Origin of the sequence: Poseidonocella sp. HB161398 (assembly GCF_005870025.1) — a bacterium.
Lineage (GTDB): Bacteria > Pseudomonadota > Alphaproteobacteria > Rhodobacterales > Rhodobacteraceae > Mangrovicoccus.
Map to the genome: position 1 here is coordinate 25059 of NZ_VATA01000044.1, position 20572 is coordinate 45630.

Annotated in this window: 18 protein-coding genes; 10 read left to right on the forward strand and 8 right to left on the reverse strand. The window is 70.1% G+C overall.

Features of this window, described 5'->3' with window-relative positions:
* Window positions 1–25 precede the first annotated feature (25 nt).
* Both FGX59_RS25895 and FGX59_RS25900 read right to left on the reverse strand, forming a co-directional pair.
* Window positions 26–1759 (reverse strand): ATP-binding protein, encoded by a 1734-nt coding sequence (locus FGX59_RS25895; RefSeq protein WP_138470024.1) that lies wholly within the window; start codon window positions 1757–1759, stop codon window positions 26–28.
* A complete protein-coding gene (locus FGX59_RS25900) occupies window positions 1756–2235 on the reverse strand; it encodes a hypothetical protein (protein ID WP_138470025.1) in 480 nt (159 codons plus the stop codon). Before FGX59_RS25900 ends, FGX59_RS25895 begins: the two co-directional genes overlap by 4 nt.
* A 190-nt stretch (window positions 2236–2425) precedes the next feature.
* Between FGX59_RS25900 and FGX59_RS25905 the strand changes: the two genes are divergently transcribed.
* The gene (locus FGX59_RS25905) at window positions 2426–3199 is read left to right on the forward strand and encodes a DeoR/GlpR family DNA-binding transcription regulator (RefSeq protein WP_240722714.1); all 774 of its coding nucleotides are present in this window, start codon (window positions 2426–2428) and stop codon (window positions 3197–3199) included.
* Between the two features lie 135 nt (window positions 3200–3334).
* Here the strand turns inward: FGX59_RS25905 and FGX59_RS25910 are convergent, their stop codons facing one another.
* Both FGX59_RS25910 and FGX59_RS25915 read right to left on the reverse strand, forming a co-directional pair.
* Window positions 3335–4648, reverse strand: coding sequence for an aspartate aminotransferase family protein (locus FGX59_RS25910; protein ID WP_138470026.1), 1314 nt, complete (start codon window positions 4646–4648; stop codon window positions 3335–3337).
* Entirely contained in the window at window positions 4645–5637 is a 993-nt protein-coding gene (locus tag FGX59_RS25915; RefSeq protein WP_240722716.1) for a phosphotransferase enzyme family protein, read from the reverse strand. The genes FGX59_RS25910 and FGX59_RS25915 overlap by 4 nt, the downstream gene beginning before the upstream one ends.
* Window positions 5638–5851: 214 nt before the next feature.
* Here FGX59_RS25915 and FGX59_RS25920 point away from each other — a divergent pair, with 214 nt between their 5' ends.
* From FGX59_RS25920 to FGX59_RS25945, 6 genes are read left to right on the forward strand one after another with little or no spacing between them, the layout of a single operon-like run.
* Window positions 5852–6985: a PotD/PotF family extracellular solute-binding protein gene (locus FGX59_RS25920; protein WP_138470028.1), complete on the forward strand. Its 1134-nt coding sequence runs from the start codon at window positions 5852–5854 to the stop codon at window positions 6983–6985.
* 47 nt (window positions 6986–7032) lie between these two features.
* Entirely contained in the window at window positions 7033–8094 is a 1062-nt protein-coding gene (locus FGX59_RS25925; protein WP_138470029.1) for an ABC transporter ATP-binding protein, read from the forward strand.
* Window positions 8081–8935, forward strand: a complete 855-nt coding sequence (locus FGX59_RS25930; protein ID WP_138470030.1) for an ABC transporter permease — start codon at window positions 8081–8083, stop codon at window positions 8933–8935. Before FGX59_RS25925 ends, FGX59_RS25930 begins: the two co-directional genes overlap by 14 nt.
* Window positions 8932–9732: an ABC transporter permease gene (locus FGX59_RS25935; RefSeq protein ID WP_138470031.1), complete on the forward strand. Its 801-nt coding sequence runs from the start codon at window positions 8932–8934 to the stop codon at window positions 9730–9732. The genes FGX59_RS25930 and FGX59_RS25935 overlap by 4 nt, the downstream gene beginning before the upstream one ends.
* A gap of 18 nt (window positions 9733–9750) precedes the next feature.
* A complete protein-coding gene (gene fabG, locus FGX59_RS25940) occupies window positions 9751–10530 on the forward strand; it encodes a 3-oxoacyl-ACP reductase FabG (protein WP_138470032.1) in 780 nt (259 codons plus the stop codon).
* Window positions 10530–11201, forward strand: a complete 672-nt coding sequence (locus tag FGX59_RS25945; protein ID WP_138470033.1) for a cysteine hydrolase family protein — start codon at window positions 10530–10532, stop codon at window positions 11199–11201. Before fabG ends, FGX59_RS25945 begins: the two co-directional genes overlap by 1 nt.
* Before the next feature lie 17 nt (window positions 11202–11218).
* Here FGX59_RS25945 and FGX59_RS25950 read toward each other — a convergent pair whose 3' ends face one another.
* From FGX59_RS25950 to FGX59_RS25960, 3 genes are all read right to left on the reverse strand, one after another.
* Window positions 11219–12454 carry a sodium:proton antiporter gene (locus FGX59_RS25950; protein WP_138470034.1) on the reverse strand — a complete coding sequence of 412 codons (1236 nt, stop codon included), beginning with the start codon at window positions 12452–12454 and terminating at the stop codon, window positions 11219–11221.
* A gap of 104 nt (window positions 12455–12558) precedes the next feature.
* A complete protein-coding gene (locus FGX59_RS25955) occupies window positions 12559–14874 on the reverse strand; it encodes a molybdopterin-dependent oxidoreductase (protein WP_138470035.1) in 2316 nt (771 codons plus the stop codon).
* A gap of 69 nt (window positions 14875–14943) precedes the next feature.
* Entirely contained in the window at window positions 14944–15975 is a 1032-nt protein-coding gene (locus FGX59_RS25960) for a YeiH family protein (protein ID WP_171060834.1), read from the reverse strand.
* 102 nt (window positions 15976–16077) lie between these two features.
* On the opposite strand from FGX59_RS25960, the gene FGX59_RS25965 reads away from it, so the two are divergent.
* The 3 genes from FGX59_RS25965 to FGX59_RS25975 all read left to right on the forward strand — a co-directional run bounded on the left by FGX59_RS25965 (window position 16078) and on the right by FGX59_RS25975 (window position 19824).
* Complete coding sequence (locus FGX59_RS25965) at window positions 16078–16971, forward strand: LysR family transcriptional regulator (RefSeq protein ID WP_138470036.1); 894 nt, start codon at window positions 16078–16080, stop codon at window positions 16969–16971.
* Window positions 16972–17191: 220 nt separating this feature from the next.
* Entirely contained in the window at window positions 17192–18244 is a 1053-nt protein-coding gene (gene nadA, locus FGX59_RS25970) for a quinolinate synthase NadA (protein ID WP_138470037.1), read from the forward strand.
* Window positions 18245–18255: 11 nt separating this feature from the next.
* Entirely contained in the window at window positions 18256–19824 is a 1569-nt protein-coding gene (locus FGX59_RS25975) for an L-aspartate oxidase (RefSeq protein ID WP_138470038.1), read from the forward strand.
* A gap of 3 nt (window positions 19825–19827) precedes the next feature.
* Here FGX59_RS25975 and FGX59_RS25980 read toward each other — a convergent pair whose 3' ends face one another.
* A complete protein-coding gene (locus tag FGX59_RS25980; RefSeq protein WP_138470039.1) occupies window positions 19828–20568 on the reverse strand; it encodes a sulfite exporter TauE/SafE family protein in 741 nt (246 codons plus the stop codon).
* Between the last annotated feature and the right edge of the window lie 4 nt (window positions 20569–20572).

Below are 20572 nucleotides of genomic sequence, written 5' to 3' on the forward strand. Positions count from 1 at the left end.
GCCGCGGCCCCGCAATCAAGGCCGGTCAGGCCCGCCGTTCGGCGGCGACGAGCCCGGCGACCGATGCGCCGCGGACGGCATCCATGCCGCGGAAGACCGAGCAGCGCAGGAACGCCTCGCGGTCCGGCGGCAGCGATTTCTGGCTGCAGAATTTCGCCACCAGCTTCGCCAGCCCCTTGATGTCGCGGCCGCTGGCGGCCGGGAAGAGATCGGCGAGCTCACCGGTCAGGCCGGGGGCGAGCTCCAGGCCGAACTGCGCGGCCATCACCTCCCAGATGCGGATGCGCCCGGCGCGGTCCGGCGCCTCGTAGCGGATCATCGCGATGCAGCGCGACACGATCGCCTCGTCGATATCGTCGACCCGGTTGGTGGTCAGGAAGAGGAGCCCGTTGAAGTATTCAAGCACCCGCAGGAAGACGCCGACCACCGCATTCATGGTCATGTCGTCGTTGCGCCGCTTGATGTAGACATCCGCCTCGTCGATCAGCATCACCGCGCCCCAGCGCTGCGCCCGGGTCAGCACGTCCTTCAGCGCCGCCTCCATCTGCGCGACGTTCAGCCCGAGCTGGCCGGAATGCACGCGGTAGAGCGGCCGCCCGATGATCTCGGAATAGACCTCCGCCGTCAGCGTCTTGCCGACGCCGGGCGGGCCCGCGCAGAGCACCGTCGTGCCGCCCGACTTGCCCTCGACGATGTCGTCCATCAGCACGTCCATCTCGGCTGTGAGGATGTCGATCAGGTCGGTCTGCTCTTCCGGCAGCACCAGCTTGTCCTTCAGGCCGGGGGCGTAGGCATAGGGCTCCATGTCGTCGACATGCACCCAGACATAGTGGTGCAGGTCGAGATGGAACATCAGCACGAAGCCATGCACCGGCACCTGGGTGAAGAGCCCCTCGGGCACGGCCTCCGCGATGGCGCGCATCTCCTCCTCGCAGTCGAACTGGCTCGACTTGCCCGCGCGGCGCAGGAAGGCGGCGAAGAGCGCGCCCGGCACGTCCATGGTCAGCGCGCGGCCCTCGAGGATGCCCTCGTCATTGACCAGCCGCGCCTTGCCGCCCGAGGCCGACAGGACCACCACGTCCTTGCGCGTCCAGTCGGTGTCGCGCCGCGACGAGCTGGGGTCCTCGGCATAGAAGGCCCGGCCCTGCGCCGCGAACTGTTCGCCATAGCGGCCGCGCCAGTCGAAATAGCGCGCCGAGCTCTCGTCATGCGCGGCCAGCAGCGCGGGCGTCTCCTTCATGTAGCCCTTGCGGAAGAGCACCTCGCCCAGCGTGTGCCCGTCGATATCCGCCGCCATGATGCGGATGGTGGCGGAGGCCAGCGCGCCTTTTGCATTGGCCTTCATCTCGACGATGATCCGGCCGCTCTCGTCGCTATTGGCGGGGGTGTAGTCGAGCCGGGTCACGACATAGGGCAGGGGGCGGCGCGAGATGTCGGCGCTGAACATCCAGCCGCGGAGCGCCCCGTCGAGCAGGTAGCGCGAGAGGTCGAGGAGGAAGGGCTCCAGGTCGTCCTGGCCATAGCGCTTCGCTCCCGCGCCGAGCGCGCCGCGCAGCGTGGCCAGCTGGGCCGCGCGCGTGCGGTAGCCGGGACCGGCCGCGGCGTAGAGCCCGATGAGGAAGTCGCAATGCGCGCCCGACAGCCGCTCCACCGGGATGGCCGCCTTCTCGCCCAGCTTCAGCTGCGCGCGCAGCCCCTCGAGCTCGGGGAAGCGGTCGGCGAGCGCGCCCAGGTGCCGGGCCTCGATGGTCAGGTTCATGCCGCGCATCCTTCCGCGATCTCGGCGACGACCGGCCAGCCGGTGGCGCCCTGCGGGTCGAGCACCCGGAGCCGCGCGAGCTTCTCCGCCGCGTCGGCGGGGCGGCCGTCGCGCAGCGCGATGAAGGCCAGCGCCTTGAGCGTGTAGAGCGCGAAGCGCCCGGCATCGGCGGCGCCGGTTTCCTCTGGGCGCCAGTCGCGCCAGTCGGCGGGCCATCCCGCCTGCGCGGCGGCCTCGGCCAGCCCGTCCATCGCCGCGTTGCGGGCCGCGTCGAGCCGGCCGGAATAGGTGTGGATCTTGTAGAGGCAGAAATAGGTCGGCAGCGCCTGCGGGTCGAGCGCCAGCGCCTCGCGGAACAGCGCATCCGCCTCCGCCCGGTCGCTGCGATAGGCCAGCACCCCGGCCTGGAGAAGGGCGTCGACCCCCTCCGGGACAGTGCCGAAATCGATGCCTTCGAAAGGTGTGTCTGTGCGCATGGATCGTCTCCTTCGTCCGTGTGGAAACAAGTTCCGCGCCAAGCCTGCCGGGGCAGGGGGCCGGGCCGCCCTGGGCGGCGAAAGCCGACATTCCGCGCCCGGGCCTGTCCGGATCGCGACAGGCGCGAAGCGCTTTCCCCTTGGGCGGCAACCTCCTAGGATAGCGGACGCGCGACAGGGAGGGCCGGGCTTGAAACCGACGAAACGCGACATGCGCCAGACCCGCATCCTGGCGACGCTGGCCGACGCGCCGACCATGCGGGTCAAGGCGCTGGCCTCGACGCTGGAGGTGACGACCGAGACGATCCGCCGGGATCTCGAGGATCTGGCCGAGCGCGGCCTGATCAGCCGGACCTATGGCGGCGCGATGCTGCGCGCGCCCGCCGAGCCGGTCCTGTCCCAGCGCGAGCGCCAGCTGGTGGCCGAGCGCGAGGCGATCGCCCGGGCCGCGCAGCCGCGGCTGAAGCGGGCCAAGACGCTGATGATCGGCTCGGGCGCGACCACCGCGATCCTCGCGAAGCGCATCGCCTTCGAGATGAACCATGTCACCGTGATCGCGCACAGCTTCGCCGTGGCCACCGCGCTGTCGCAGAACCCGACGATCCGGGTGCTGATGGTGCCGGGCGAGTACCATGCCGGCGAGGGCGCGATGCATGGCAGCGCCGCGATCCGCTTCCTGCAGGACTACACCGCCGACTGGACGATCCTCGGCGCTTCGGCGCTGTCGCCCGACGGGCCGAGCGACGCGCTGATCGAGGCGGGCGACGTCTATGCCACCATGCTGCGGCGCAGCGCGCGCAACCTGATCGTCGCGGACCACACGAAATTCGACCGCATGGCCTCGGCCCGCTACGCGAGCTGGAGCGAGATCGAGCTGGTGGTCAGCGACCGCGCGCCCGAGGGCCCGCTCGCCCAGGCGCTGGAGCGCGGCGAGGTGGAGCTGCAGGTCGCGCCGCTGCGCTAGCAGCGCTGCCGGGCCAAGGCCGGGCGGGGTCAGGGGCGCGCACCCGGCCCCGGATTCCGGCCGCAACTCGCCGCTTGCCGCGCCGGGATCGCGGGCTCCGGTCCGCCGAAGGCGATCAGGTGCCGCGCGGGGGGATCAGGCCAGGGCGGCCTCGAAGGCCTCGGCGAAGAGCGCCGCTTCGTCCTCGCCGAGGCAGAGCGGCGGACGCACCTTCAGCGTGTTGCCATAGCGCCCGGCCGCGCCGATCAGCACGCCCCGGTCGCGCATCGCGTCGATCACCCGCACGGTCAGCGCCGGATCCGGCCGGCCGCTGCCATCGGCGAGGTCGATGCCGATGAAGAGCCCGGCGCCGCGGATATCCGAGACCCTTCCGTCGCGCGCGGCGGTCTCGCGCAGCCGCGCGCGCAGGAGCCCGCCGATCCGCTGGGCATTCGCCTGCAGCCCCTCTTCGGCGATCACCCTGAGCACCGCGGCCCCGGCCGCGGCGGCCACCGGATTGCCGCCGAAGGTGTTGAAATAGCCGGTATCGGCGCAGAAGGCGGCGAGGTCGTCGGGCCGCGCGGCCACCGCGGCCATCGGGAAGCCGTTGCCCATCGGCTTGCCCATCGTGACCATGTCCGGCGTGACGCCGTGGCGCGCGAAGCCCCAGAAGGCGTCGCCGGTCCGCGCGAAGCCCGGCTGCACCTCGTCGGCGATGAAGAGCCCGCCGGCCGCGCGCACGGCCTCCACCGCCGGGGCGAGGAAGCCCGCCGGATCGGCGAAGATCCCGTCCGAGGAGAAGATCGAGTCGACCAGCAGCGCCGCCGGACGGATGCCGCGGGCGGCGAATTCGGCCAGCGCCGCCTCGATGCTGGCGCGGAAGCCCGCCGCGATGTCGTTGCCGTGATGCGCCGCCGAGGGCGGCGGTACCGCGATCACCCAGTCGGGCAGGCTGCCGCGCTTCAGCGCCGAGGGCGAGACCTCGGTGACCAGCGCGGTGTTGCCGTGATAGGCGGTCTCGGTGACGATCACCCCGGTGCCGCCGGTGGCGGCGCGGGCGATGCGGATCGCCAGGTCGTTCGCCTCCGAGCCCGAGCAGGTCATGACCACATTGCCCAGCGGCGCGGGCAGGGCGGCCTTCAGCGCCTCCAGATAGTCGTCGACCACCTCGACCACATAGCGGGTATGGACGTTCAGCCGCGCGATCTGGCGGCTGACCGCGGCGACCACCTCCGGATGGCAATGTCCGACCGAGGGGACGTTGTTGTAGAAGTCGAGATAGCGCGTGCCGTCCGTCGCCGTCATCCAGGCGCCCTTCGCCTCGGCCATCTCGATCGGGCGGCGGTAGAACAGGACCGAGGCCGCGCCGAGATTGGCCAGCCGCCGGTCCACCGCGGCCGCGGCGCTGTCGCCGGGGCGGTAGGCGTTCATGTCGAGGATCTGGCGCACTTCCGCGGTGTCGCTGGTCATTCTGCGGCCTCCAGATAGCGGCGCGCGATCTCCAGCGTGCCATCGGTATAGGCGCCGAGCCCGGCATCGGCGGCGGTTTCGGTCTCGGCGTGGCTGGCGATCCAGGCGGTCAGCAGCAGCCGGCGGAACATGACGAAATCGGGAATCATCGCCGCGTGTTCCCCGCCGAGCGGCCGGACGGCGCGGTAGCCTTCCAGCCAGGCGGCCTGCAGCTCGGGCACGATCGGGTTCAGCTCGTGGAAGGAGATCGCGGCGGCGAAGTCGTAGATGAACCAGGAGAAGCCGCAATCGTCGAAATCGATCACCCCGAGCCCGTCCTCGCGCGCCAGCAGGTTCGCCAGCCGCAGATCGGCATGGACCAGCCCGAAGCGGTCCGGCCCCTTGCCATAGGCGGCGAGCCGCGCCTCGAGCCTGGCGCAGACCTGCTCCAGCAGCGCCTTGCCATCGGCATCGAGCCCGAGCGCCGCGCGCCAGTCGCCCCAGAGCGGCGCCGCGCCGAAGGCGCTGTCGAAATCCCAGGTCTTGCGGGTGAAGCCCGCGGGCGGGGTCCAGGCCTCGACATGGCCGTGCAGCCGCGCCGAGATCGCGCCGAGCAGGCGGAAGCCCGGCACCAGCCCCGCGTCGGCATCCGGCTCGCTGCCCTCCATGAACTCGAAGGCGGCGACATGGCGGGTCTCGTCGCCGTCCCGGAAGCTGGCCAGATGGCCGCCCGAAACAAGCGGAACCAGCGCCGGGGTCTCGACCGCGCCGGATTGCCGCAAGGCCGTGATCCAGGCCAGCTCGGACTCGATTTCGGCCACCGTGTGGTAGTCGGGCCTGTGAACTCGCAGAATTACCGGCGCCGCGCGGGCCGGGTCGCGGGCGATGAAGGTCGCGTTCTCCGACACGGTCAGCAGCTCGATTTTTGTGTCTTCGCTGAGATTCCATACAGGAAGCAGGCTGTTGAGCCCGGATGTCAGGCGGTCGATGAACGCATCCTGGTAGAGCAAGGCGGCAGATCTCCGGTTTGGCGGTTCCGTCTTCATTGCTAGCCATCGAAATTGGAAGTTGCAACATTTTGTCTTGCGAGAGGCAGAAACTTTTGCCAGCCTTCTGGCAGGGCGCCGAGACAGGCGCCGGGTTGCAGGGCTCCGCCCGCCGGAGCAGCATCCGTCCAGAAAAAACCGCAGCGCCGCTGCGGGTCCGACAGAGATGGAGACCTAGATGACGATTTCCCGCCGGTCCTTCACCCTTGGGATGGGCGCGCTCGGCGCCGCCCCCCTCCTGCGTCCCGGCCTCGCGCGCGCGGCCCGCACCGACGAGCTGAACATCCTGTGCTGGGAAGGCTACAATACCGATGACGTGCTCGGCCCGTTCCGCGACCTGAACCCCGGCGCCACGGTGCGCGCGGAATCCGGCACCTCGGATCCGGATATGATCAACAAGCTGCGCGCGGGCGAGGTCAAGGTCTGGGACCTGATCAACCTCAACCAGCCCTGGGCGCGCGGCATGCTCTATCCCGAGGGGCTGATCAAGCCGCTCGACAAGGAGCGCTTCATGCCCTTCTTCGAGAAGATGACCCCGGAATACGGCAGCCCGCCCTATCCGCTGGCCTTCGCCGAAGATGGCGAGCTGATCGGCATGCCGCAGCGCTACGGGCCCTTCTCCTTCGTGGTGAATACCGACAAGATCAGCCGCGCGACCGCCGAGGAGCAGGGCTGGAAGCTGTTCCTCGATCCGGCGATGGCGGGGCGCTACGGCATCCTGACCTATGACAACTGGAACCTGATCCACATGTGCCTGACGGCGGATCTGAACCCGTTCAAGCCGCTGGACGAGGCGGGCTTCGCCGCCTTCGGCGATGTCGCCGCGCAGATCTTCGCGGGCTCCAAGCTGATGAGCGACGACCTGGTCGCGATGAACACCGCGCTGATCAACGGCGAGATCGACGCCTATTTCACCGGCGGCACCTATACCGCCTCGCCCGCGCGGCTCGACGGGCTGACCAATATCCGCGGCATCACCCCGGCCTCGGGCCCGATCGACGGCAAGGGCGGCGTGGTCTGGGCCGAGCTGACCTCGCTGGTCAACAACCCCGACCCCTCGCCGCTGGCGCCGGATTTCCTGGAATTCGTCCAGCAGCCCGAGATCTGCAAGGCGGTGGGCTTTGCCGAGGGCACCTACAACCCGGTCGCGCAGATGGGCGATCCGGAGGTCTTCGCGCAATGGGACGAGGACGAGCTCGACGCGATCCAGTGGGACACGCTGGAGGAGGAATCCGCCAATTCCGTCGAATACGACTCCGTCGCCGACTATGACAAGCTGATGGAAATCTACACCTCCGCCCGCCGCGGCTGACCGGTTCCGGGCCGCCCCGCCGGGCGGCCCCCTTGCAAAGTGCTGCCATGTCCGACCTATCCCCGATCCTGCGCATCTCCGCGCTGACCAAGACCTTCGACGAGTTCACCGCGCTGCACGGCATCGACCTCGATGTCGCCGAGGGCGAGTTCCTGGCCATTGTCGGTCCTTCCGGATCGGGCAAGACCACGCTCATCCGGCTGCTGGTCGGCATGGACGACCCGACCGGGGGCGCGATCTGGCTGCGCGACCAGCGGATCGACGTGATCCCGGCCAACAAGCGGCCGACCTGCATGGTGTTCCAGTCGCTGGCGCTCTTCCCGCACCGCACGGTCGGGCAGAATATCGAATTCCCGCTGAAGCTGCGCGGCGTGAAGCCGGGCGCCAGGAAGGAACGCGCGCTGGAGCTCCTGGACCTCCTGCGGCTGCCGCGCGACTACTATTCCAAGCGCATCCAGCAATGCTCGGGCGGCGAGAAGCAGCGCGTGGCGCTGGCCCGCGCGCTGGCCTTCGACCCCGAGATCCTGTTCTTCGACGAGCCGCTCTCGGCGCTCGACTACCGGCTGCGAAAGACGCTGGAGAAGGAGCTGAAGGATCTCCACCGGCGCACCGGCAAGACCTTCATCTACATCACCCACAGCCTGGAAGAGGCGATGGTCATGTCCGACCGCATCGCCATCATGCGCGCGGGCCGGTTCGAGCAGATCGCCCCGGCCGAGGAGATCTACGCCCGCCCGGTCTCGCCCTTCGTCGCCGAATTCATGGGGGAGGTGAACTTCCTGTCGCTTTCGGCGGGCACGGTCGCGGGCGCGGCGCTGTCCCCGGCCGCGCAGGCCGCCTTTGCCGGGCAGTCGGGCACGCTGGTCATCCGCCCCGAGAGCCTGCGGCTCGCCCCGGCTTCGGCGGACCTGACGCTGACCGGCACGGTCGCGGCGGAGTACCTGCTGGGCTCGCGCGTGCAGTACCGCTTCGACAGCCCGGCCGGCGAGCTGACCGTCGAGGTGCTGCGCGAGGATGCCGTCGCGGGCGGGACCGGCGCGCAGGTGGCGCTCGGCTGCGACATCGCCGCGGTGCATGTCATCCCGGAGGCCGAAGATGCGGCAGCGTGAGCGCCAGCTCGGGGCGCTCTACGCCCTGCCGCTCGGCCTGTTCCTCGGCCTGACCTTCCTGGCGCCGATCCTGCTGGTCGCTCTCTTCTCGATCATGCCGGAGAAGGTCTTCGAGCTGACCCATATGCCGGATTTCTCCGCCTATCGCGTGGTGCTGGCGCAGGGCTACTGGAAGTCGGTCGCCTGGTCGCTCTTCCTCGCCGCGCTGGCGACGGCGATCCTGCTGGTGGTCTGCTGGCCGCTCGCCTACGCGATGGCGAAGGTGTTCAAACGCTTCACGCTGGTCCTGACCATCGGCGTGGTGATGACGCTTTTCGTGTCGGAGAACATCCGCCTCTTCGGCTGGGTGCTGACCCTGATGAAGGGCGGTCTGATCGAGGGCTATTTCCGCCACTGGACCGGCATCGGCTTCGACGCGCCCTTGTACAACGTGCCGGTGATCGTCTTCGGGCTGGTCTATGTCTACCTGCCATTCATGCTCTTCCCGCTGGCGCAGGGCATCTCGATGGTCCCCGACGACGCGCGGCAGGCGGCCTTCGACCTGGGCGCCACCCGCTGGCAGATCCTGCGCGAGATCGAGCTGCCGCTCGCCATGCCCGGGATCATGGTCGGCTCGCTCCTGACCTTCGTCCTCGCGGCGGGGGCGATGGCCGAGTCGAAGCTCCTGGGCGGCCGCGCCGTCATCACCATCGCCGACGAGGTGCAGACCGCCTTCACCTACGGGCAGAACTGGCCGCTGGGCTCGGCGCTTGCCATGGTGCTGATCGCGATCATCGGCTCGCTCGCGATCTGGGCGATCTCCAAGGCCGATCTCGACGCGATGATGGGGCGGAAATCATGAAGACCTCGCGGCTCTCCTCCTTCCTGCTGCTGGGCTACGGGATCTTCATCCTCGCCTTCCTCTACCTGCCGCTGGTCTCGGTCGGGCTCGCCTCGGTGTCGAAGGCGCGCTATCTCAGCTTCCCGATCCGCAAGTATAATACCGGCTGGTACGGCGAGGCGCTGGCCTCGGACACGGTGCAGAGCCTCCTGTGGATCTCGCTGAAGGTCGCGGGCATCGTCACGGTGTCCTCGATGGTGATCGGCTTTCTCGGCGCGCTGGCCTTCGCACGCTATTCCTGGCGCTTCCGCAAGGGGTTCCAGAAGCTGATCCTGCTGCCGATCTTCTTCCCGCAGACGGTTCTGGGGCTGGCGCTGCTGATGTGGTTCAACGCGCTCGGGATCGTGCCCAGCTGGAAGACCGCGATCATCGCGCATCTCGTGTGGATCGCGCCGATCGCCACGCTGATCGTCTCGATCCGCGCCTTCAGCTTCGACCCCTCGCTGGAGGAGGCGGCGCGCGACATGGGCGCCTCGCAATGGCAGGTGCTGCGCGAGGTCACCATTCCGCTCCTGATGCCGGGCGTGGTCTCGGCCGGGCTCTTCGCCTTCCTGCTGAGCTGGGGCAACTTCCCGCTCTCGCTCTTCACCACGGGCGCCGACAGCACGCTGCCCGAATGGCTCTTCGCCAAGATGATTTCCGGCTACTCGCCGCTGGTGCCGACCGTGGGGATGCTCACCGTCGCGGGCTCCGCGGTGCTGGTGGCGGCGGGGCTGATCCTCGCCTGGGCGCTGAAGCGCCTGCGGCCAACGACGTAAAGGACAGGGAATACCGACATGCTGACCTCCATCGCAGGCAAATCCGTCATCGTCACCGGCGGGTCGAAAGGCATCGGCAAGGGCATCGCCAAGGTCTTCGCCGCGCAGGGCGCCAAGGTGATGATCGCCGCGCGGGGCGCCGCCGCCGCCGAGGCCGCCGTGGCCGAGATCGCCGCCGCCGGCGGCAGCGCCGACTGGGTGCAATGCGACGTGGCCGACTGGGACAGCGTCCAGGCCATGGTCGCGAAGACGGCGGAGGTCTTCGGCGGCGTCGACATCCTGTGTGCCAATGCCGGGATCTTCCCGCAGGTGAAGCTGCTCGACATGTCGCCCGAGGACTGGGACGGGGTGATGGCGACCAACCTGAAATCGACCTTCCTCTGCGTGAAGGCCTGCATCCCCGCCTTCGAGAAGGCCGGAAAGGGCCGCGTCGTCGTCACCTCCTCGATCACCGGCCCGGTCACCGGCTTCCCCGGCTGGGCGCATTACGGCGCCTCGAAGGCCGGGCAGCTGGGCTTCCTGAAGACGGCGGCGATGGAGCTTTCCCGATACAACACCACGATCAACGCGGTGATGCCGGGCAATATCTACACCGAGGGGCTGCAGGACCTGGGCGAGGACTACCTGAAGACCATGGCCGCCTCGATCCCGCTGAAGCGGCTCGGCGCGGTCGAGGATATCGGCAATGCGGCGCTGTTCTTCGCCTCCGACGAGGCGGCCTATATCACCGGCCAGCAGATCGTCGTCGATGGCGGCCAGATCCTGCCCGAGAGCCTGGAGGCCATCGAGGAGATCTGATGGGCTGGAAGACGGACTGGCGCAGCTTCTACTACGAAACCGCCGAGGAACCCGCGGATATCGCGCTTGATGCCGGCCGCACGGCGCTCCTGTGCATCGACCTGCAGAACACCTATCTGGAGGTCCCGGACGACCCGGCGGAGGCCGCCCGCTGGGCGCCCTTCCACGCGCGGATGCAGGGCACCGTGCTGCCGAACACGCGCCGCCTGCAGGACTGGGCGCGGGGGCAGGGGATCGAGGTCCTCCATGCCCGCATCGCCTGCCTGAAGGAGGACGGGCGCGACCGCTCGCTTTCCCAGAAGAAGCCGGGCTTCAACTACCTGCTCCTGCCGAAGGACCGCGAGGACAGCCAGATTGCCGATCCGGTCGGCCCGCTGGCGGACGAGATCGTGGTGACCAAGACCACGGACTCGGCGCTGACGGGGACGAACCTGCGGATGGTCCTGTCGAATATGGGGATCGAGCGGGTGATCTGCGCGGGCATCTTCACCGATCAATGCGTGTCCTCCACCGTGCGCAGCCTGGCCGACGAGAGCTTCGACGTGCTGGTGGTCGAGGATTGCTGCGCCGCCGCCACGGCCGAGCTGCACGAGCACGAGCTGCGGGTCATCAACATGATCTACTGCCAGGTCATGTCGCTGGCGGAGCTCCAGGCGCTGCCCCGCGCCTGAAGCGGCCGCGGCGGGGGCTAGCCCCGCTGCGCCAGCCAGGCGGCCAGTCGCCCGACGGTCAGCCCCTGCACGATGATCGAGACCACCACGATCACATAGGTCGAGGCCAGGATCACCGGGCGCCATTCGCTGTCCGGCAGCGACAGGGCGAGGGCGACGGAAAGGCCGCCCTTGATCCCGCCCCAGGTCATGATCGGCACCATGTCGCTCTGCATCCGGCGGAACGGGTGCAGGAGGATCAGCGGCACCGCCACGGCGACGAGCCGTGCCGCAAGCGCCAGCACCAGCGACAGCGCGATGGTCGTGCCCATGTCCGCATCCAGCGTGATCGCCAGGATCTCGAAGCCGATCAGGCAGAAGAGCGCCGCGTTCAGCCCCTCGTCGACCAGCGCCCAGAAGGCGTCGACATGGCCGCGGGTCTCGTCGCTCATGCCGCGGGCGCGGCCGACATCGCCGGTCAGCAGCCCCGCGACGACCGCCATGATCGGCGCCGAGACGCCCAGCCGCTCGGCCAGCGCATAGCCGCCGAAGGCCAGCGCCAGGGTGATCAGCACCTCGAGCTGCCAGTCGTCGATCCGCCGCATCAGCCGGTAGGTCAGCCAGCCCAGCACCGCGCCGAGCGCCAGCCCGCCCACCGCCTCGCGCAGGAACAGGACCGCCGCGCCCGAGGCGGTGACCTCCTCGCTGCCGGTGCCGAAGGCCAGCGCCACCAGGATCAGGTAGGCGACATAGCCCACCCCGTCGTTGAACAGGCTCTCGCCCGCGATCTGGATCTCCAGGTCCTTGCGGATGCCCGCGGTGCGCAGCACCCCCAGAACGGCGACCGGATCAGTCGGCGAGATCAGCGCGCCGAAGGTCAGCGCGACGAGAAGCGGCATGCCGGTCAGCCAGCTCAGCCCCGCGCCCATCACCGCCGCCGAAAGCGCGACGCCCAGCGTGGCCATGACGAAGATCACCGGCGCCTGGCGCTTCAGCTCCGCCATCGGCACATGCAGCGCGCCGGCGAAGAGCAGGAGCCCGAGCATCCCGTCGAGCAGCGTGTCCGAGAATTCCACCTGCCCGACGATGTCCGAGGCATGGGCGGCGATGCCGAGCCCGGGGATCAGCCGGTCGAGGACCAGCAGCACCAGCGAGCTGGCCAGCGCGATCACCATGATGCCGATGGAATTGGGCAGGCGGAGGAAGAAGTAGTTCAGCGCGCCGAAGCCGGCGGCGACGACAAGCAGGAGGGCCGCGATGTCGAGGAGGGTCATGTCAGGTCCGGGTGTTTCCAGCGCGCCGGGCCGGAAGCGCCCGGCGCTGTCTGCTCTTCACCTAGCGCGCCGGGCGCGGATTTGCACGCGGCTCCTTGCAGGGATCACGGCCGCGGGAGGATCGCCTCCTGCGGCACGACGGGCGGCACCTCGCCCTCCCAGCGCTCCACCGAGACCAGCGAGAGCTGTCCGGCGCAGCCCTGGCTGAGCCGCGAGGCGCCACTGTCGGAGGTCACGGCGTTCGGATTGCCGTTGACGCAGGTGGTGCCGGCGCCCGGCAGCTCGGCCGGGGCGTACCAGGCGCCGGTCGAGAGCTGCACGACCGAGGCGCGGATGCCCGCGGCGGGCTCGGCCACCGCCAGCAGGCTGCCGCGGCCGTTCCACAGCCGGATCACGTCGCCATCGGCGATGCCGAGCCTTGCGGCGTCGGCCGGGTTCATCCGTGCCACGTCGCGCCCCTGCCGCTTGGTCGCCATCGAGGCCGCGCCGAAATCGAGCTGGCTATGCAGCTTGCCGCGCGGCTGGTTGGCCACCAGCTGAAAGGGATGGTCGGCGGCCAGATCCGCGCCCAGCCATTCCGCGGGGGGCAGCCAGGCGGGATGCCCGGGCAGGCCCGCGGCCTCGACCGCCTCGCAGAAGATCTCCATCCGGCCGCTCGGCGTCTCCAGCGGATGCGCCTCCGGATCGGCATGGAAAAGCGCGATCCGAGAGGGCGCGTCGCTGGTCGGCAGCTCGAGGATGCCGCCCGCCATGAACGCCTCGAACTCCGGCGCGGGAAGCTGCTGCTCGGCCAGCGCGTCGCGGGTGCGGGCATACATCCAGGCCTGCCACTCCGCCGCGTCGCGCCCCTCGGTGAAATCGGCGCCGCAGCCCAGCCGCCCGGCCAGCGCGGCGAAGACGTCGTAGTCGTGGCGCGGCCCTTCGAGCGGCTCGGCGAGCTTCTGCATCGGGATCAGGAACGGGTCGTTGGCCGAGGCGCCGATATCGTCGCGCTCCGCCGTGACCGTCACCGGAAAGACGATATCGGCATGGCGCGTGGTGGCGGTGCCGACGCTGTCATGCACGATCACCGTGTCGGGGCGGGTGAAGGCCTCGCGCATGTTGTCCAGGTCCTGGTGGTGGTGGAACGGGTTGCCGCCCGCCCAGTAGACCAGCCGGATATCGGCATAGCTGCGGGTCTCGCCCTTGTAGGTATAGCTCTCGCCCGGCTTCAGCAGCAGCTCGGCGATCCGCGCGACGGGAATGAAGTCGTCCGCGCGGTTCCGGCCCTGGGGCAGGGTCGGCAGCGGCACGGCCAGCTTCTTCTTGCCGACATTGCCGATCGAGGCCAGCCCGTAGGAGAAGCCGCCCCCCGACAGCCCGCCCTGGCCCAGCATCGCCGCCAGCACCATCGCCATCCAGACTGGCTGCTCGCCGTTCTGCGCGCGCTGCAGCGCATAGGCGACCGAGATATGGGTGCGGCTCTGCGCGGCCTTCCGCGCCAGGTCCCGGATCGTCGCGGCCGGGATGCCGGTGATCTCCGCCGCCCAGTCCGGCGTCTTCGGCGTGCCGTCGGCTTCGCCCGCCAGATAGGCGCGGAACCGGTCATAGCCGGTGGTGTAGCGCGCCAGATAGGCCCGGTCGGCGAGCTCCTCGGTCTCCAGCACATGGGCCATCGCGATCATCAGCGCGGCGTCGGTTCCGGGGCGCGGCGCGAGCCGCGTCAGCCCGGGCAGGTCGTCCATGTCGTCCGCCAGCGGGCTGACCGAGACGAAGGCGCAGCCGCGCGCGGCGGCCGCCTTCAGAGAGGGGCGCGCCACGTGCTGGCTGTTGCCGCCCGGGCTGACTGCGAGGTTCCTGACCGGCATGCCGCCGAAAGCGAGGAGCAGCTCGGTCTCCCCGGCGATCTCGGACCAGAAGGGCCGCTCCATCATCATCGAGATCGGATGGCCGAAGGTCATCGACAGGATCACCGAGCCCGCGGCCGAGGAATAGGTGTCGACCGAGGCGACATAGCCGCCGAAGGCGGTGTTGAGGAAGCGGTGGACCTGGCTCTGCGCATGGTGGAACCGCCCCGCCGAGGACCAGCCGTAGGAGCCGCCGAAGACATGGGCCCCGGGCACCTCCGCGGGCAGGTCCGGCCCGGCGCCGAGGCGCTTCAGCTCGGCCGCGGCGATGTCCAGCGCCTCGTCCCAGGGCAGCGCGACGAAGTCCTCGCGGCCGCGCATCGGATCGGGGCCGGGACCGCGCTCCAGCCAGCCGCGGCGGATCAGCGGCCGCGAGAGCCGGGCGGGATGGGTCAGGGCGGCGGGGATGTTGCCGAGGATCGGCGAGGGATCGGGATCGCCCTCGAAGGGCCGGATCTCCAGCCCCGCCGGCGTGCGGCGGGCGCTGAACGTGCCCCAGTGGCTGCTATGGGGACGGAAGGGGTGCTCGGTCATGGTCGGGATCCTGTCTGCGCCCGACAGCCCTCCCACTGCCGGGCGGGGCGGTCAAGCGCCCGCGCCTGCTCAGAGCGCCAGCACCAGCCCCAGCCCGGCCAGGGAGATGAAGATCCAGGCGATCGCGCCGAGGGCCAGCGGCCGCAGCCCCTCGCGGCGGAGCTTGGCGATGTCGGTCTCGAGCCCCATCGCCGCCAGTGCCATGGCCAGCAGGAAGCTGGTGGCAAGTCCCAGATCGGCGCGCAGCGCGTCGGGCAGCGAGACCAGCGAGTTGACGAGGACGAGCGCCAGGAAGCCGAAGACGAACCACGGCACCGGCACCTTGGCCGCGCCGGCGCCGTCGCTGCGGCGCCGGGCCATCATGCCCAGCGACAGGATCACCGGCGCCAGCAGGATCACCCGGCTGAGCTTGGCGATGGTCCCGGCCTGGCCCGCCGCCTCGCCCTGGGCGAAGGAGGCGCCGACCACCTGCGCGACCTCGTGGATCGTCGCCCCGGTCCAGAGCCCGTAATCCTGCGGCCCCAGCCCCAGCGGCCCCGCCAGCAGCGGGAAGAGGATCATCGAGAGCGAGCCGAAGACGGTGACGCAGGCGATGGCATAGGCGACATCCTCGTCGCGCCCGCGGGTGACGGTGTTGCAGGCGATCACCGCGGAGGCGCCGCAGATCGAGGTGCCCGCGGCGATCAGCTCGGCCAGGCGGCGCTCCACCCCCAGCACGCGGCCCATCGCCTTGGTGAAGACCAGCGTCGCGCCGAGCGTCAGGGCGACGATGGCGACGCCGCGCAGCCCGATCTCGCCGATCTGCGCCAGGGTAAGCTGGAAGCCCATCAGCACGATGGCAAAGCGCAGGATCTTCTTCAGCGACAGCGCGATCCCCGGGGCAAGCGCGGGATGCACCCCGGTGGTGTTGCGGATGGCCATGCCGATCACCATCGCCACCATCAGCGGACTGAGCGCGCCGATCCCGCTGAGCCTCTGCACGGCGATCGCCAGCGCGGCGATCAGCGCGGCGAGGCCGAGCCCGGGCAGGGCGGGGGCGAGCATGGCGGACAGGCGGGAGAGCGGGCGGGCCGCGACCTGCGGCGGGGAGACATCGGACATGGGGAGGCACCTTTGCTGACGCCGCCCATCCTGCTGGATCACGACCGTTCCGTACAACGGATTGTATTTGTCGAAATGATCGACTGAGCTTATGAATGGGCCATGACGCTCGACCAGCTCCGCATCTTCCTTGCCGTGGCGCGCGAAAGCCATGTCACCCGCGCCGCGCGGCAGCTGAACCTGACGCAGTCGGCGGTCTCCTCGGCGATTGCCGCGCTGGAGGCGCAGCACGGGGTGAAGCTCTTCGACCGGATCGGCCGCGGCATCCGGCTGACCGAGGCGGGGGCGCGTTTCACCGGCGCGGCGCGGGCGGTGCTGGCCCAGGCGGATTCCGCCGAGCTGATGCTCAACGACCTGTCGCAGAAGACGCTGGGCAAGCTTGCCATCCATGCCAGCCAGACCGTCGCCAGCTACTGGCTGCCGCGCTACCTGATGGCCTATCACGAGGCGCATCCGCTGGTGGAGCTGAGCCTGGAAACCGGCAATACCGCGCAGGTCGCCGCCGCGGTGATGGAGGGGCGCGCCGATCTGGGCCTGGTCGAGGGCGACGTCCCCCAGAGCGACCTGACCCGCCAGGTGGTGGCCCGCGACGAGCTGGTGCTGGTCTTCGCCGCCTCCCATCCGCTGGCCGGGCGGACGGTTTCGGCGACGGACTACCTGGCCTTCGGCTGGGTGCTGCGCGAGCCGGGCTCGGGCACCCGCTCGGAATTCGAGCACCATCTCGACGAGCTCGGCCTCTCGGTCGGCGATCTGTCGGTGGCGCTGGAGCTGCCCTCGAACGAGGCGATCCTCTCGGCCGTGGCCGCGGGCGAGAGCCTGGCGATGCTGTCGCGCCGCGCGGTCGATTTCGCCGATGCGCGGGGGGCGGTCGCGGTCCGGCCCGTCACCTGGGCGCCGCGCCCCGAGCGGGCCTTCGCGCTCTTGACCCATCCCGGCCGCTACCGCACCCGCGCCGCCGCCGCGCTGATCGCCGGACTGGCCGCGCCGGTCGGCTGATTCGGAGCGGCGGCCCGGATTTTCCGTATCTATGCAAACAAAAACGGTCATTTAGCGCAAGAAAATGTCCAATACGTGATATCCGGGCGGCAGAACGAACTTGTTCCGCGAACCGCCCATGTTGTAGACGACGGCGCACTTTCAGCGTGCACAGGCAATTGCAAGGGAACCGGTCCGGGCCTCCTCCAGCGGGAGAACCGGCCGAATGGGGATGACCGAGATGCAGCAACTGACCGTCGACCGGGACGAGCTCGCCCGGCATTACGACCTGGCGCCCTCGATGGAGAAGGCCGAGGCGATGGGGGCGATCTATGCCCGCATGGGCCGGGTGGTGACGCCGTTCGACTGGGCGGTGCATGCCCCCTATGTCGAGGCGATCAACCGCCTGAAGGCAGAGCGCAACGCCGTCATCCTGGCGCATAACTACATGACCCCGCAGATCTACCACGGCATTGCCGACGTGGTGGGCGACAGCCTGCAGCTTGCCGTCGAGGCGACGCGGGTCGAGGCCGAGGTGATCGTGCAGTGCGGCGTGCATTTCATGGCCGAGACCTCGAAGATCCTGAACCCGTCGAAGACCGTGCTGATCCCCGACATGGAGGCCGGCTGCTCGCTGGCCGAGAGCATCACCCCTGAAGGCATCGCCGAGATGCGCCGCCGCTATCCCGGCGCGCCGGTGGTGACCTACGTGAACACCACCGCCGAGGTGAAGGCCGCCTCGGACATCTGCTGCACCTCCTCGAACGCGGCGCAGATCGTCGCCGGGCTCGACGCGCAGACCGTCATCATGACGCCGGACCAGTACCTGGCCAAGAACGTCGCCGCGCAGGTGCCGCACAAGAACATCGTCTGGTGGGAGGGCTCCTGCATCGTGCACGAGCAGTACACCGCCAAGGATCTGCGCGACTTCCGCGAGTGGAACCCCGGCACGCGGATCATCGCCCATCCCGAATGCCCGCCCGATGTCGTGGCCGAGGCCGATTTCTCCGGCTCGACCTCGGGGATCATCGACTATGTCCATCGCGAGAAGCCGCAGAAGGCGATGCTGGTCACCGAATGCTCGATGGCCTCGAACATTTCCGACGAGCTGCCCGGCGTGGATTTCGTCGGCCCCTGCAACATGTGCCCCTACATGAAGATGATCACGCTGGAGAAGGTGCTGTGGTCGCTGCACACGATGCAGGGCGCGGTCGAGGTCGATCCGCAGGTGGCGGCGAAGGCGCGGGTGGCGGTCGAGCGGATGATCGATCTCAGCCGCAAGATGGCCGCCTGAGACCGGCGCGGATGCAGGCGCTCTCCACCGACCGGGTCATCATCATCGGCGCGGGGCTGGGCGCGCTCTACGCCGCGCTGGCGCTGGCGCCGCATCCGGTGCTGATGATCTCGCCCGATCCGCTGGGCGAGGGGGCCAGTTCCGCATGGGCGCAGGGCGGGGTCGCCGCCGCGATGGCGCAGCATGACAGCGCCGCCGCCCATGCCGCCGACACGATCCGCGCGGGGGCGGGCACGGTCGATCCGCGGGTCGCCGCCGCCGTCACCGCCGAGGCGCGCCGCCATATCCTTGACCTGACCGATTTGGGCACGCCCTTCGACCGCACGGCGGAGGGCGGCTATGTCCTGTCGCGCGAGGCGGCGCATTCGGTGGCCCGCGTCGTGCGGGTCAAGGGCGACCAAGCCGGGGCCGAGATCATGCGCGCCCTGGCGCTGCAGGTCCGCGCCACGCCGTCGATCCAGGTCATGGAAGGCGTGCTGGCCAGCGCGCTGCTGCGCGCGGGCGGCCGCGTCACCGGGGTGGAGCTGATGCGCGCCGCGACCGGCGCTTCCGAGCCGGTGCGGCTCTCGGGGCCCGCGGTGCTGCTGGCCGGGGGCGGTTCGGGCGGGCTCTTCGAGGTGACGACCAACCCGCCGCGGATCTGCGGCCAGGCGATCGGGCTGGCCGCGCGGGCGGGCGCGGTGATCCGCGACGCGGAATTCGTGCAGTTCCATCCGACCGCGATCGATGTCGGCCACGACCCGGCGCCGCTGGCGACCGAGGCGCTGCGCGGCGAGGGCGCGGTGCTGCGGAACGCCGCCGGAACGCGCTTCATGACCGGGGTGCATCCCGATGCCGAGCTGGCGCCGCGGGACGTGGTGGCGCGCGCGGTCTTCGCCGAATGGCAGGCCGGGCGGCGTCCGGTGCTCGACACCCGCGAGGTTCTGGGCGCGGCGATCTTGGACAGCTTTCCGGCGGTGGCGCAGGCCTGCCTCTCGGCCGGGGTCGATCCGGTCCGCCAGCCGATCCCGGTGGCGGCGGCGGCGCATTACCATATCGGCGGGGCCGAAACCGATGCCGCGGGCGGCGCCTCGCTGCCGGGGCTCTGGGTCTGCGGCGAGGCGGCCTCGACCGGGCTCCATGGCGCCAACCGGCTTGCCTCGAACGGGCTGCTGGAGGCGCTGGTCTATGCCCGCCGCTGCGCCGGCGCGATTGCCGCCGGGCTGGCCCCGCCCGCGGTTTCCGAAGAGGTGGTGCTGCCCGATCTGGCGCCGGCGCCCGCGCCCGATCCGGCACTGGTGGCGCGGCTGCGCCGGGCGATGACCGCGGGGGCGGGGGTGATCCGCACGGCCGAGGCGCTGCGCCGCACCCTGGCCGAGATCGCCGCGCTGGAGGCCGCCCAGCCCGATTGCGCGCCCTTCGCCAACATGACTGCCACCGCGACGCTGATCGTCGCCGGGGCGCTCCTGCGCGAGGAGAGCCGCGGCGCGCATTTCCGTTCGGATTTCCCGCAGGCCGCGGGCGAGACCGGGCAGAGCAGCCGGCTGACCCTGGTCGAGGCGCTGGAGATTCGCGCCCGCGCGGTGCGCGCCCCGGCCTGATCCTCAGGCCAGCTCCATCCCCGCCACCACGCAGAGATAGAGCGAAACGACGAACAGAAGCGCGCGGATCGTGCCGGAATAGACCGGCTGCGGCAGGCGCCCGACCAGGTAGCGCCCGGCGAAGGCGCCCACCACGGCGACGGCGATCAGCGGTGCCAGCTGGCGCATCGACAGCCCGCCGGTCAGGCCGATCTCGTGATAGGCCGGCAGCTTCGCCAGGTTGATGACCGCGAAGACGATGGTGGCCGTGCCCGCGAAGGCCAGGTTCGGCAGCTTCTGCGGCAGCATGTAGGCATGGAAGGGCGGCGCGCCGTTATGCGAGATGAAGCTGGTGATGCCGGTCATCATCCCCCAGAAGAAGCCGCGGACCGGGCGCGCGCGATGCGGCACCTCGGCCGGGCGGACCAGCACCGACTGGATGCAGTAGGCCAGCCCGATCATTCCGGTGACCAGCGTCACCGCCGCCACGGGCACATGCGGCGCGACCAGCGTCGCCAGCACCACGCCGACCATCGAGGCCGGGACCAGGATGCGGATATTCGGCCAGGAGGGCGCCTTGCGGTAGATCGCGACCGCGACGATGTCCGAGGCGATGAAGATCGGCAGCAGCGTGCTTGCCGCCTCCAGCGGATCCATCCAGATCGACATCAGCGGCACGGCCAGCGCGCCGGCGGCGGACAGGCCGCCCTTGGACATGCCGACCACGAAAGCGGCCAGCACCATGAGCAGCAGTTCGGGCGTCATCGGG

What these genes read in the sequence shown, in the direction of transcription:
- FGX59_RS25965 (WP_138470036.1), top strand. Translation starts at nt 16,078, where the DNA reads ATGACGCTCGACCAGCTCCGCATCTTCCTTGCCGTGGCGCGCGAAAGC.
- FGX59_RS25920 (WP_138470028.1), top strand. Translation starts at nt 5,852, where the DNA reads ATGACGATTTCCCGCCGGTCCTTCACCCTTGGGATGGGCGCGCTCGGC.
- FGX59_RS25900 (WP_138470025.1), bottom strand. Translation starts at nt 2,235, where the DNA reads ATGCGCACAGACACACCTTTCGAAGGCATCGATTTCGGCACTGTCCCG.
- nadA (WP_138470037.1), top strand. Translation starts at nt 17,192, where the DNA reads ATGCAGCAACTGACCGTCGACCGGGACGAGCTCGCCCGGCATTACGAC.
- fabG (WP_138470032.1), top strand. Translation starts at nt 9,751, where the DNA reads ATGCTGACCTCCATCGCAGGCAAATCCGTCATCGTCACCGGCGGGTCG.
- FGX59_RS25945 (WP_138470033.1), top strand. Translation starts at nt 10,530, where the DNA reads ATGGGCTGGAAGACGGACTGGCGCAGCTTCTACTACGAAACCGCCGAG.
- FGX59_RS25935 (WP_138470031.1), top strand. Translation starts at nt 8,932, where the DNA reads ATGAAGACCTCGCGGCTCTCCTCCTTCCTGCTGCTGGGCTACGGGATC.
- FGX59_RS25980 (WP_138470039.1), bottom strand. Translation starts at nt 20,568, where the DNA reads ATGACGCCCGAACTGCTGCTCATGGTGCTGGCCGCTTTCGTGGTCGGC.
- FGX59_RS25910 (WP_138470026.1), bottom strand. Translation starts at nt 4,648, where the DNA reads ATGACCAGCGACACCGCGGAAGTGCGCCAGATCCTCGACATGAACGCC.
- FGX59_RS25960 (WP_171060834.1), bottom strand. Translation starts at nt 15,975, where the DNA reads ATGTCCGATGTCTCCCCGCCGCAGGTCGCGGCCCGCCCGCTCTCCCGC.
- FGX59_RS25930 (WP_138470030.1), top strand. Translation starts at nt 8,081, where the DNA reads ATGCGGCAGCGTGAGCGCCAGCTCGGGGCGCTCTACGCCCTGCCGCTC.
- FGX59_RS25895 (WP_138470024.1), bottom strand. Translation starts at nt 1,759, where the DNA reads ATGAACCTGACCATCGAGGCCCGGCACCTGGGCGCGCTCGCCGACCGC.
- FGX59_RS25925 (WP_138470029.1), top strand. Translation starts at nt 7,033, where the DNA reads ATGTCCGACCTATCCCCGATCCTGCGCATCTCCGCGCTGACCAAGACC.
- FGX59_RS25955 (WP_138470035.1), bottom strand. Translation starts at nt 14,874, where the DNA reads ATGACCGAGCACCCCTTCCGTCCCCATAGCAGCCACTGGGGCACGTTC.
- FGX59_RS25950 (WP_138470034.1), bottom strand. Translation starts at nt 12,454, where the DNA reads ATGACCCTCCTCGACATCGCGGCCCTCCTGCTTGTCGTCGCCGCCGGC.
- FGX59_RS25975 (WP_138470038.1), top strand. Translation starts at nt 18,256, where the DNA reads ATGCAGGCGCTCTCCACCGACCGGGTCATCATCATCGGCGCGGGGCTG.